The sequence below is a fragment of the Pseudomonas sp. SWRI111 genome (genome assembly GCF_014268555.1).
Classification (GTDB): Bacteria; Pseudomonadota; Gammaproteobacteria; order Pseudomonadales; family Pseudomonadaceae; genus Aquipseudomonas; species Aquipseudomonas hamedanensis.
Map to the genome: position 1 here is coordinate 25,070 of NZ_JABWQQ010000025.1, position 11,320 is coordinate 36,389.

The following is an 11,320-nucleotide window of genomic DNA, read 5'->3' on the forward strand; positions in this document are numbered from 1 at the left end:
AGCAGGCTCGCTCCCACAGAGGAATTCGGTCCTGTGGGAGCGAGCCTGCTCGCGAATGACCGCTGCGCTTAGATTTTTCCGCTCATAAGCTCATTCTAAAAAGTTATTTATTTCTGGATTCTTAGATCATTTAGTCTCCATTCACGCCGACGCTCGGTCGCCTGATATGGAGCTCTCAATTGAAACTGAATGTCCCGCTTCGCCTGCTCGCCGCCGCTTCGCTGGCGGCCGCAAGTTTCCTCGCTCAGGCCGCCGACCTCACCGTCGCCTACCAAACCACCGTTGATCCGGCGAAAGTCGCCCAGGCCGATGGCGCCTACGAAAAAGCCACCCGGGCCGACATCAGCTGGCGCAAGTTCGACAACGGCGCCGACATCATCGCCGCCATCGCGTCCGGCGATGTGCAGATCGGCTACCTCGGTTCTAGCCCGTTGACCGCCGCGATCACCCGCAAAGTCCCGGTCGAAACGTTCCTCATTGCCACGCAGATCGGCGCCGCTGAAGCCCTGGTCGCGCGTGAGGGTTCCGGCATCAAAACGCCGCAAGACCTGATCGGCAAGAAAATCGCTGTGCCGTTCGTGTCCACTGGGCACTACAGCCTGCTGGCAGCGCTGAAGCACTGGAACATCGATCCGTCGAAGGTCACCGTACTCAACTTCGCTCCGCCAGCGATCATCGCGGCGTGGAAACGCGGTGATATCGATGCCACTTACGTCTGGGACCCGGCTCTCGGCGTCGCCAAGGAAAACGGCAAAGTGCTGATCACCTCTGGCGAACTGGCCAAATTCGGCGCGCCGACCTTCGATGCGTGGATCGTGCGTAAAGACTTCGCCGCCAAGCACCCGGAGATTGTCACCGCCTTCGCCAAAGTCACCCTCGACGCCTACGCCGACTACCGCAAGGATCCGCAAGCCTGGCTCGCCAATCAGTCCAATGTCGACAAACTGGTGAAACTCTCCGGCGCCAAGGCCAGCGACATTCCGTTGCTGCTGCAAGGCAACGTCTACCCGCTGGCGGCGGATCAGGTCAGTGACCTCGGTGCGCCGACCACCAAAGCCATCACCGACACGGCCGTGTTCCTCAAGGAGCAGGGCAAAGTCGAGGCGGTGCTGCCGGACTACGCGCCGTACGTCAGCGCCAAATACATCACTAACTGATCGGGAGTCGACCGCGATGGCCTTGCTACAGCTGGAGCGCATCAGCGCACAGTACCCGGGCAGCCCGGAACCTGTGTTGGCGGATATTTCTCTGACCCTGGGACCCCGGCAGTTGCTGGTCGCCCTCGGCCCGTCCGGCAGTGGCAAGACTTCGCTGTTGAACCTGATTGCCGGTTTTGTCGATCCTAGCGCCGGACGCATCACCCTCGATGGCGTGCCGGTCAAAGGCCCGAGCGCCGAGCGCGGCGTGGTGTTCCAGGATGACGCCTTGCTGCCTTGGCAGAATGTGCTGGGCAACGTCGCGTTTGGCCTGGAACTGGCCGGCGTCGCCAAGCCAAAACGCGAACAGCGCGCCCGGGAAATGCTTGCGCTGGTCGATCTGGCCGGTTTCGAAGAGCGGCGCATCTGGCAGCTTTCCGGCGGCCAGAAACAGCGTGTCGGCCTTGCTCGTGCCCTCGCCGCCGACCCTCGGGTGCTGCTGATGGACGAGCCGTTCGGCGCCCTCGACGCGTTCACCCGCGAGCAGATGCAGGAGCTGTTGCTGCAAGTCTGGCAGCGCACCGCCAAGCCGGTTTTTCTGATTACCCACGACATTGAAGAGGCGGTATTCCTCGCTACGGATCTGATTTTGCTGGCGCCGAATCCGGGGCAGATCGTTGAGCGTCTGGCGCTGGACTTCGGTCAGCGTTATGCCGCTGGCGAGCCGGCCCGGGCGATCAAGTCCGATCCGCTTTTTATCGAAACCCGCGAGCACGTGCTGAGCAAAGTGTTTTCGCAACGCAGTGCCGTGCAACGGCAGGAGCGCGCATGAGCAGTTACGACGTAAGCGCTGCGACGGTAAAGACGCCTTCGGTGATCCTGCCGGTACGCCGCAGCCTGAGTGCACGCTGGATCAGCCTGCTGACCCTCTTCGCCCTGTTGGCGGTCTGGTGGGCGGTGACCGCTACCGGTCTGATCGAACCGCTGTTCCTGCCGCCACCCTCCGCCGTGCTGCAAAAAGGCTGGCTGCTGGCGACTTCGGGCTACATGGATTCGACCTTGTGGCAGCACTTGGGCGCGAGCCTGAGTCGCATCGGTCTGGGCCTGGTCTTTGCGATTCTCACGGCAGTGCCGGTGGGCATCGCCATTGGTGCCAATCGCATCGCCCGGGGTGTGCTCGATCCGCTGATCGAGTTCTACCGACCGATTCCACCGCTGGCCTATCTGCCGCTGATCGTGATCTGGTGCGGCATCGGCGAGCTGTCGAAAGTGCTGCTGATCTATCTGGCGATTTTCGCGCCGATTGCTATCGCCACCGCGACCGGCGTGCGCACCGTAGACCCGGCGAAATTGCGCGCGGCGCAGTCGTTGGGCGCCACTCGCGCGCAACTGATTCGCCATGTGATTTTGCCCAGTGCATTGCCGGATATCCTCACCGGCGTGCGCATCGGCCTGGGGGTGGGCTGGTCAACCCTGGTTGCCGCCGAACTGATCGCCGCCACCAGCGGTTTGGGTTTCATGGTGCAGTCGGCCGCGCAGTTTCTGGTCACCGACGTGGTGGTGCTGGGGATTCTGGTCATTGCCCTGATTGCCTTCGCCATGGAAATGGGCCTGCGCGCGCTGCAACGCAAACTGGTGCCGTGGCACGGCCAGGCGCACTGACAGCTTTCATGTGAACACCCACTGTGGGAGCGAGCCTGCTCGCGAAAGCGCTGGATCAGTCACTGCAGTCGCGCCTGACAGTCCGCATTCGCGAGCAGGCTCGCTCCCACCAGACGCTCGACACTCAAGAATTTGAAGAGAAAGACCATGAGCACTCTCAACATCACCCCATTAAGCTCGGCCCTCGGCGCGCAAATCGACGGCGTCGACATCAGCCAGCCGTTGAACCCGCCAACCCGCGACGCCATCGAGCAGGCGCTGCTCAAGTATCAAGTGCTGTTCTTTCGCAATCAGCCGATCGAGCCGGCGCAGCAGGCACGCTTCGCGCATTATTTCGGCGACTTGCACATCCACCCGATCTACCCGAACGTGCCGGAACAACCGGAAGTTCTGATCCTCGACACCGCTGTCACCGACGTGCGTGACAACGCCATCTGGCACACCGACGTGACCTTCCTGCCAACGCCGGCGATGGGCGCGGTGCTCAGCGCCAAGTTGTTGCCGGCGTACGGCGGCGATACCTTGTGGGCCAGCGGCATTGCCGCGTATGAGGCGTTGTCGGCACCGCTGAAAAGCTTGCTTGAAGGCCTGACCGCGACCCACGATTTCACCCGCTCGTTTCCGCTCGAGCGCTACGGCAACACGCCCGATGCGCTGGCGCAGTGGGAGGAGGCGCGGCGCAAGAATCCACCGCTGTCACATCCGGTGATTCGCACCCATCCGATCAGCGGGCGACGTTCGCTGTTCGTCAACGAGGGCTTCACCTCGAAGATCAATGAGCTGTCGGAGACCGAGAGCGAGGCGATCCTGAAGTTTCTCTTTGCCCATGCCACCCGACCAGAATTTACTGTGCGCTGGCGTTGGCAGCAGGACGATATTGCGTTTTGGGACAACCGCGTGACGCAACATTACGCCGTGGATGACTACCGCCCGACGCGGCGAGTAATGCAACGGGCCACGGTGCTGGGCGACGTGCCGTTTTTCCGCTGAGCGCATCGCGAATGGCCCTTGCTTCAAGGGGACATTCCAGATGTCGCGCCAGATTTTATATTCCAAACAGGTATTAATAAATAGCTTCTTATTCCTTAACGAATATAAATCCTCTCCCTATACTCGGTCACGAACAGACACGACGCAGGAGAGCTCCCCATGCGCAACGAATCAATCCGCTACCTGATTGTGCCGGGCTGGCAAGGATCGCCAGATGACCATTGGCAAACCCACTGGCAAAACAGCCTGCCCAACAGCGCCCGGGTCGAGCAAGCCGACTGGCTGACGCCGCGCCGCGAAGACTGGGTCGCGGCCCTGGCCGAAGCGATCGCGGCTGACAGCACGCCGGTAATTCTCATTGCGCACAGCCTTGGCTGCATCACCGTTGCCCATTGGGCGGCCACCGCGCCGCTGCACTACCTGCGTCAGGTACGCGGTGCCTTGCTGGTCGCCCCGGCGGACGTCGAACGGCCGGCCTGCGCTCCGGCGCTGCGCAACTTTGCGCCGATTCCCACCGATTTGCTGCCCTTCCCCAGTCAGGTCGTCGGCTCCGACAACGACGCCGCCGTGAGTGCGCCACGCGCGTTGGAGCTGGCGCGCAACTGGGGCGCCGAGGCGGGGATTCTCGCCGGTGCCGGGCACATCAATGTCAAATCCGGGCACCAGCGTTGGGAGCAGGGGTTTGCTTACCTCTACCGCCTGCAAAACCGCATGGAGCATCACGCCCGCCGGCGCGCCTGATTTCTTTTTTTCAACGTCGCCGCCTCCAGGCGGTTTGGGCGGGAGTCTGCCATGAGTTTCGAAACGTTCGGCCAGCCGTTGCTGACCTTTCCCGATGCGGAAAAAAGCCCCCTGAGCATTCGCGCCAAGGCGCTGGTGTTTGTCGATCCGCGCTCGCGTCAGTTGCGCGAAGAACTCGAACAATTGGCCCCGCGCTCGCTTTCCGTATTGATTCGCGGCGAGACCGGCACCGGTAAAGAACTGCTCGCCCGGCATATCCACCGCGCCAGTGATCGCAGCGGTCTGTTCGTCTCGGTCAACTGCGGGGCGATCAGCCCGACCTACGCCGATGCCGAATTGTTCGGCTATGCCGCCGGCAGTTACAGCGGTTCGGCCAGCAGTCGCGCTGGCTGGTTCGGTTCGGCCAATGGCGGCACTTTGTACCTGGATGAAATCGGCGACTTGCCGCTGCCGATCCAGATCAAATTGCTTGCGGCGCTGGAAAATCACGAAGTAACCCGCGTCGGCGCGCCTCAGCCGAGCCCGGTGGATGTACGTCTGGTCGCCGCGACCAGCATCGATCTGGCCCAGGCCGTGGACGCCGGAAAATTCCACGAGCGGCTCTATCACTACCTCAGCGAGGGCCATCTGGAGTTGCCGGCATTGCGCGCGCGAACCGGCGATATCTTGCCTCTGGCCGAGTATTTCCTCGGCATCTACAGCCAGCGCCTCGCCTTGCCTGTGCCGGTGATCAGCGAAGCGGCGCAGCACGTGCTTGAGCAACATGGCTGGCCGGGCAATACCCGCGAGCTGGAAAACGTCATTCACTTCGCCCTGTTGGTCAGCGCTGGCGATGAGATCCTGCCGGAGCATCTCAATCTGCCCGAAGCGTCTGCGCCGCCGCTTCACATCGAACGTCTGGTGAAGCAAATCAACATCGGCGGCAGCGCTGCTGAACGTAAGGCATTGAAAGAACTCCTGATTCGCTTGAGCGAGGGGCTATGACCACTTTGTTCAACATGAACAAAATGGAATATGAAGCTGAATAAACGTTATTGTCCGGGAATAAAAAATCCCGGTATTGTCCGCCTCACGCCAGCGATATCACTTCACTGGCACACGTATTAATGCCGTCGTCGATGACGACCGTGATTTTCGATAAGGACACTGCATGAAAAAGGTTCTGTTGTTTACCGCATTGGCGGCTGCTCTGACGGCTTCTTTCGCCAACGCCGGCGAGAAACTGGTGGTTGCCGCAACGCCGGTGCCGCACGCTGAAATTCTCGAGCTGATCAAACCGACCCTGGCCAAAGAAGGCGTGGATCTGCAAATCAAAGTCTTCACCGACTACGTGCAGCCCAACGTACAGGTTGGCGAGAAGCGTCTGGACGCCAACTACTTTCAGACCCTGCCTTACCTGAACAGCTTCAACCAGGGTAAATACAAGGACGACAAATCCAAGTACCTGGTGACCGTGCAGGGTGTCCATGTTGAACCATTCGGTGGCTACTCAAGCAAGTACAAGACCCTGGCTGAACTGCCGGACGGCGCGACCATCGCTATCCCCAACGAAGGCAGCAACAGCGGTCGTGCGCTGATCCTGCTGCAGAAGGCCGGCCTGATCGAACTGAAAGACCCGAAAAACGCCGTGGCGACGCCGAAAGACATCGCCAAGAACCCGCATAACTTCAAGTTCAAGGAACTGGAATCGGCGCTGCTGCCACGGGTGCTGAACGAAGTTGATCTGGACATGATCAATACCAACTACGCGCTGGAAGCCAAGCTCAATCCGCAGAAAGACGCGCTGTTGATCGAAGGCGCTGATTCGCCGTACGTGAATTTCCTGGTGGCCCGTGAGGACAACAAGAACAGCGACGCGATCCAGAAACTGGCCAAGGCCCTGACCAGCCCGGAAGTCAAAGCATTCATCGAGAAGAAGTACAGCGGCGCGGTACTTCCGGCGTTCTGATTCAACGTTTGGGAATCCGCTGCACATGTAAAAACGCCGATGGCCAGCGATGGTCATCGGCGTTTTTGTGTGTGTTCGATAGAGAGTTTCCCGGTGATCGTTCCCACGCGGAGCGTGGGAACGATCAAAAGGCTCAGGTCACCTGCGCTTTCACTGCCCGGCGCAACGCCATCAGCCACTTCACAATATCCTGCGGGTCCAGTCGCTGGGGTGCTTTTACGTCAGCCATATTTCTCTTCCTTGTGATGGTTCGGCCGGGAGTCTGGCCAAAAGCTGTTCGTCCTTGGAGGGCTTTCCTGAAAAAAAGATCCTTCCTACAGCGAAAAGGAAAATAGCCTTCTTATTCCTTCCCGGCAAACCCACAGGATAGTTTTTTGGGTGATATCAATATGCTTTAACAGTATTTAAATTCTGGTTTTTATACCTATAAAGTCAGTGCCTGCCGGACAGCCACCCGCTGTCCATGGATTGCACCACCGCCGCTTACCGAGCGGCGTCAGGACGCTTCATGACTTTCGATTACGCGTTTATTCTCAGCACTCTGCCGGCCTTTCTCAAAGCCGTGGGCGTGACGCTGCAGGTCGGATTCATCGCGATCGGCACTTCGCTGCTGGTGGCGCTGCTCAATGCGACGATTCTGGTGTTGCGCACGCCTTATCTGCACAGACTGGTCGGTGTGTACGTCGAGCTGGCGCGCAATACGCCATTGCTGATCCAGTTGTTTTTCGTTTACTTCGCGCTGCCGGCTCTGGGCATCAAGGTCTCCGGGTTTACGGCAGCGATCATCACCATGACCTTCCTCGGCGGTGCTTATCTCACCGAAGTACTGCGTGCCGGCGTCGATGCGGTGCCCCAGGCACAACTGGAATCCGGCCGGTCGATCGGCTTGTCCCACGGTCAATTGCTGCGCTACGTGATCCTGCCGCAAGCGGGGATCCTCAGCCTGCCGTCGCTGTTCGCCAATTTCATATTCCTGCTCAAGGAAACCACCGTGGTCTCGGCGGTGGCGGTGCCGGAAATTCTCTACACCACCAAGAGCTACATCGCGCTCTATTACAAAACCTACGAAATGCTCGCCGTGTTGACGCTGATTTGCGTGTTGTTGTTTCTGCCGCTGTCGCTGCTGCTCAGCCGCCTGGAAAGGAGGCTCCAGCATGGCCAGTTCGGGTCTTGAGTTGCTGTGGGTGTCGTTGCCGCAATTGGCCAAAGGCGCCGGGCAAACCTTGTCGATCTCGTTTCTGAGCATTGCCGTCAGTACCGTCGGCGGCGTGCTCTATGGCGTGTTGCGCACGCTCAATGTGTCTTGGCTCAACGCAATCCTGCGGGTTTACCTGGAGCTGTTCCGGGCGATCCCGGTGCTGGTCTGGTTGTACCTGCTGTTTTTCGGCCTGCCGATTTTCCTTGGCCTGAGCCTGCCGAGCTTCTGGTGTGCGGTGCTGGTGCTGTCGCTGTGGGGCGCCAGCGAGGTCGGCGAAGTGGCACGCGGTGCGCTGCATTCTCTGCCGCGCGGGCAGCGTGAAGCCGGGCTGTCGATTGGCCTGAACGCCGCGCAGCTTTACGGCTACGTGCTGCTGCCGCAGGCGCTGAAACGCATGACGCCACCCACTATCAACGTCTACACGCGGATCATCAAGACCAGTTCGCTGGCGGTGCTGATCGGTGTGGTCGACGTGATCAAGGTTGGTCAGCAGATCATCGAGCGCACCTACGAATCGGTACTGATCTACGGCGCGCTGTTCCTGTTTTTCTTTTTCATCTGCTACCCGCTCTCGGCCGCCTCGCGCGTGCTGGAGCGGCGCTGGACGCAAGCATGAGCGCATTGATCGAGTTTCGCGGTTTCAACAAATTCTACGGCGAGCAACAGGTGCTCAACGGCATTGATCTGCGCGTGCAGAGTGGCGAGGTCATCGTCATTCTCGGCCCCAGCGGCTGCGGCAAAAGTACCCTGCTGCGCTGCCTCAACGGCCTGGAAACGGCGCACAGCGGCAGCATGACATTCGCCGGGCGCGAACTGCTCGATAAGGCCACCGACTGGCGCGACATCCGGCAGCAGATCGGCATGGTGTTTCAGAGTTACCACCTGTTCCCGCACATGAGCGTGCTCGACAATCTGTTGCTCGGTCCGCTCAAGGTGCAAAAGCGTCAGCGTCGCGAAGCGCAACAGCAGGCCGAAGCCTTGCTGGAGCGCGTCGGCCTGCTGGACAAGCGCGATGCATTCGCGCGTCAGCTCTCCGGCGGTCAGCAGCAACGCATCGCCATCGTCCGTTCGCTGTGCATGAATCCGCGGGTGATGCTGTTCGACGAAGTCACCGCCGCCCTCGATCCGGAAATGGTCAAGGAAGTGCTGCAGGTCATTCAGGGCTTGGCCCGCGAGGGCATGACCCTGTTGATCGTCACCCATGAAATGGCCTTCGCTCGCGCGGTGGCCGACCGCATCGTGTTCATGGATGCCGGGCGCATCCTTGAACAGAACCCTCCCGAGACTTTCTTTACGAACCCGCAAACCGCACGCGCGCAGCAGTTTCTGGAGAAGTTCTCCTTCGTTGCCACACTGCCCAAAACGAATCCGACAAAGGAACTGGAACCGCTATGAAAACTGCCGCTTTTTTAATGCCTCTGCTCAGCCTCGCCTTGCTCGCCGGTTGCGGTGAGACCGAAGCACCGCCCAAACCCAAAGTTGCCAGCGAAAGTGCGGCCCCGGCGGGTTATCTGGACAAGATCAAAGCCCGCGACAAACTGATCGTCGGCGTCTTCACCGACAAGCCACCGTTCGGTTTCGTCGATGAGGCCGGACGCTACGTCGGCTTCGATACCGACATCGGACGGCGCTTCGCCAAGGACCTGCTCGGCGATGAGAACAAGGTCGAATTCGTTGCCGTGGAACCGGCGAGCCGCATCCCGTTTCTGCAAAGCGACAAGGTCGACCTGATCCTGGCCAACATGACCGTGACCCCGGAGCGCCGGGAAGCGGTGGAATTTACCAACCCGAACCTCAAGGTCGCGGTGCAGGCACTGGTACCGCAGGGCAGCTCGGTGAAAAAACTCGATGACCTGGCGACCCGCACCACCATTGTCACGACCGGCACCACGGCGGATATCTGGCTGACCAAAAACCACCCGGACTGGAAGCTGCTCAAGTTCGAGAAAAATTCCGAGTCGCTGCAAGCCTTGGCCAACGGTCGCGGCGATGCCTATGCGCAGGACAATCTGGTGCTGTTCAGTTGGGCCAAGCAGAACCCGGGCTATCGCGTGCTGGAGGAAAAACTCGGGGCAGAAGCGCCGATTGCGCCGGCGGTGAAGAAGGGCAATATCGAGTTGCGCGATTGGGTCAACGCTGAGCTGGCGAAGCTTGGGGAGGAGAAGTATCTGCTCAAACTGTATGACCAATATGTGCGCAAGGAGCTGAGTGATGACACCCGGCCTGAGAGTGTGATTGTCGAAGGCGGCAAGTGGCAGGGTTGAGCCGTTGATTCAGTAGTGACGCTGAAATTGCCTTCGCGAGCAGGCTCGCTCCCACAGTGATACGCGGTCTCCTGTGGGAGCGAGCCTGCTCGCGAATTTTTCAGCCACCGCTTAATCCGGCCAATGCCACGCCGGCTCATCCAGCACCCGCTGCCCGACAATCCCGGTCTGCCCCAGCGTCTTCTCCAGCACGATGCAGTTGCATTCCGGATCTTCCTGCAACGCCGAGATCAATCGCCGCGCATGGGACACCACCCACACCTGGCACTGCTGCGAAGCGCGAATGATCAAGCGTGCCAGCGCCGGCAGCAGATCCGGATGCAGGCTGGTTTCCGGTTCATTCAGCACCATCAGTGTCGGTGGTCGCGGTGTCAGCAATGCCGCGACCAGCAACAGGTAACGCAACGTGCCGTCTGACAATTCCGCCGCCGATAACGGCCGCAGCAAGCCTTCCTGATAAAACTCGATGGCAAAGCGGCCGCCGGCCAACGGCGCGATGTTCAAGCGCGCGCCGGGGAACGCATCGCTGATTGCCGCCTGTAGCGCTTCCGGATCGCCGATTTCGATAATCGTCTGCAACGCCGCTGCCAGGTCCCTGCCGTCGTGATGCAGCACCGGCGTGCGGGTGCCCAGTTGTGGCTGACGCACCGGCGCGTCGGCGTCGCTGCGAAAGTGATCGTAAAAGCGCCAGCGGCGGATAAACTCGCGCATCTGAAGGACCTCCGGCGAACCGCGCAGACTGCCGACCTGATCGAACAGGCTGTCGAAGTCCGGCGTGTGTTGCGCCAGTACCTCCCATGTGCGCTCGGCGCGGGCGCGGACCATCGGGCCGTTGCGGTCCACCAGCAGGCTCGCGGGGCGAAACACGGGGCCTGCCCAGATGCATTCGCGCTTGATTTGCGGATCGAGTGAAAAACAGGACTGGCTTGGTTCCGGCAGACCCAGACTGATCGAATAACTGAAATCTTCCCCGGCAAACCCCAGGCGCAGACGTTTCACGCTCTGGCGAACCGTGGACTGGATGGCCACCTCGCCGCTGCGCATGCGCCGGCTGAGGGTTTCCGGCCCGGCCCAGAACGTCGAATCCAGCCCGCCTTCGCGAGCCAGCGCATTGACCACGCCACCCTGCGCGGTTTCCGCCAGCAGGCGCAAGGCCCGGTAGAGGTTGGACTTGCCACTGCCGTTGGGCCCGGTGATCAGGTTCAGCCGGCCCAGTGGAATCACCAATTTATTGATCGAGCGGTAATTGGCCACCGCCAGGGTGTTGAGCATGAAATCCTTCTCCGCATACGCTGAATCCGTCACACGATACCCGTGTAGGAGCTGGCGAAGGCTGCGATTTTTTGGTGTTGTTTTCAATCAGATCAAAAGATCGCAGCCT

At 60.4% G+C, this 11,320-nt stretch carries 12 protein-coding genes; 11 read left to right on the forward strand and 1 reads right to left on the reverse strand.

Annotated features, from left to right (window positions below; genetic code table 11):
- Positions 1-179: 179 nt before the first annotated feature.
- The 11 genes from tauA to HU755_RS23375 all read left to right on the forward strand — a co-directional run bounded on the left by tauA (position 180) and on the right by HU755_RS23375 (position 9,939).
- Entirely contained in the window at positions 180-1,157 is a 978-nt protein-coding gene (gene tauA, locus HU755_RS23325) for a taurine ABC transporter substrate-binding protein (RefSeq protein ID WP_186636921.1), read from the forward strand.
- Between the two features lie 16 nt (positions 1,158-1,173).
- A complete protein-coding gene (tauB, locus tag HU755_RS23330; RefSeq protein WP_186636923.1) occupies positions 1,174-1,968 on the forward strand; it encodes a taurine ABC transporter ATP-binding subunit in 795 nt (264 codons plus the stop codon).
- On the forward strand, positions 1,965-2,798 hold the full coding sequence (tauC, locus tag HU755_RS23335; protein ID WP_186636925.1) for a taurine ABC transporter permease TauC: 834 nt from the start codon (positions 1,965-1,967) through the stop codon (positions 2,796-2,798). Before tauB ends, tauC begins: the two co-directional genes overlap by 4 nt.
- A gap of 147 nt (positions 2,799-2,945) precedes the next feature.
- Positions 2,946-3,788 carry a taurine dioxygenase gene (tauD, locus tag HU755_RS23340; RefSeq protein ID WP_186636933.1) on the forward strand — a complete coding sequence of 281 codons (843 nt, stop codon included), beginning with the start codon at positions 2,946-2,948 and terminating at the stop codon, positions 3,786-3,788.
- A 159-nt stretch (positions 3,789-3,947) separates the two neighbouring features.
- Positions 3,948-4,529 carry an alpha/beta hydrolase gene (locus HU755_RS23345; protein ID WP_186551536.1) on the forward strand — a complete coding sequence of 194 codons (582 nt, stop codon included), beginning with the start codon at positions 3,948-3,950 and terminating at the stop codon, positions 4,527-4,529.
- Between the two features lie 51 nt (positions 4,530-4,580).
- Entirely contained in the window at positions 4,581-5,513 is a 933-nt protein-coding gene (locus tag HU755_RS23350) for a sigma 54-interacting transcriptional regulator (protein ID WP_186636935.1), read from the forward strand.
- A gap of 166 nt (positions 5,514-5,679) precedes the next feature.
- The gene (locus HU755_RS23355) at positions 5,680-6,477 is read left to right on the forward strand and encodes a MetQ/NlpA family ABC transporter substrate-binding protein (RefSeq protein WP_186551534.1); all 798 of its coding nucleotides are present in this window, start codon (positions 5,680-5,682) and stop codon (positions 6,475-6,477) included.
- A gap of 508 nt (positions 6,478-6,985) precedes the next feature.
- Positions 6,986-7,651 (forward strand): amino acid ABC transporter permease, encoded by a 666-nt coding sequence (locus HU755_RS23360; RefSeq protein WP_186636937.1) that lies wholly within the window; start codon positions 6,986-6,988, stop codon positions 7,649-7,651.
- Entirely contained in the window at positions 7,632-8,291 is a 660-nt protein-coding gene (locus HU755_RS23365; RefSeq protein WP_186636940.1) for an amino acid ABC transporter permease, read from the forward strand. Before HU755_RS23360 ends, HU755_RS23365 begins: the two co-directional genes overlap by 20 nt.
- Positions 8,288-9,070, forward strand: coding sequence for an amino acid ABC transporter ATP-binding protein (locus tag HU755_RS23370; protein ID WP_186636942.1), 783 nt, complete (start codon positions 8,288-8,290; stop codon positions 9,068-9,070). Before HU755_RS23365 ends, HU755_RS23370 begins: the two co-directional genes overlap by 4 nt.
- Positions 9,067-9,939 carry a transporter substrate-binding domain-containing protein gene (locus HU755_RS23375; protein ID WP_186636945.1) on the forward strand — a complete coding sequence of 291 codons (873 nt, stop codon included), beginning with the start codon at positions 9,067-9,069 and terminating at the stop codon, positions 9,937-9,939. Before HU755_RS23370 ends, HU755_RS23375 begins: the two co-directional genes overlap by 4 nt.
- A 111-nt stretch (positions 9,940-10,050) precedes the next feature.
- Here the strand turns inward: HU755_RS23375 and HU755_RS23380 are convergent, their stop codons facing one another.
- Entirely contained in the window at positions 10,051-11,211 is a 1,161-nt protein-coding gene (locus tag HU755_RS23380; protein WP_186636948.1) for an AAA family ATPase, read from the reverse strand.
- Positions 11,212-11,320 lie beyond the last annotated feature (109 nt).

Excerpts from the sequence above, each read along its gene's own strand:
- HU755_RS23360 (WP_186636937.1), top strand. The coding sequence starts at position 6,986 with ATGACTTTCGATTACGCGTTTATTCTCAGCACTCTGCCGGCCTTTCTC.
- HU755_RS23345 (WP_186551536.1), top strand. The coding sequence starts at position 3,948 with ATGCGCAACGAATCAATCCGCTACCTGATTGTGCCGGGCTGGCAAGGA.
- HU755_RS23350 (WP_186636935.1), top strand. The coding sequence starts at position 4,581 with ATGAGTTTCGAAACGTTCGGCCAGCCGTTGCTGACCTTTCCCGATGCG.
- tauB (WP_186636923.1), top strand. The coding sequence starts at position 1,174 with ATGGCCTTGCTACAGCTGGAGCGCATCAGCGCACAGTACCCGGGCAGC.
- HU755_RS23365 (WP_186636940.1), top strand. The coding sequence starts at position 7,632 with ATGGCCAGTTCGGGTCTTGAGTTGCTGTGGGTGTCGTTGCCGCAATTG.
- tauD (WP_186636933.1), top strand. The coding sequence starts at position 2,946 with ATGAGCACTCTCAACATCACCCCATTAAGCTCGGCCCTCGGCGCGCAA.
- HU755_RS23370 (WP_186636942.1), top strand. The coding sequence starts at position 8,288 with ATGAGCGCATTGATCGAGTTTCGCGGTTTCAACAAATTCTACGGCGAG.
- HU755_RS23355 (WP_186551534.1), top strand. The coding sequence starts at position 5,680 with ATGAAAAAGGTTCTGTTGTTTACCGCATTGGCGGCTGCTCTGACGGCT.
- tauC (WP_186636925.1), top strand. The coding sequence starts at position 1,965 with ATGAGCAGTTACGACGTAAGCGCTGCGACGGTAAAGACGCCTTCGGTG.
- HU755_RS23375 (WP_186636945.1), top strand. The coding sequence starts at position 9,067 with ATGAAAACTGCCGCTTTTTTAATGCCTCTGCTCAGCCTCGCCTTGCTC.
- HU755_RS23380 (WP_186636948.1), bottom strand. The coding sequence starts at position 11,211 with ATGCTCAACACCCTGGCGGTGGCCAATTACCGCTCGATCAATAAATTG.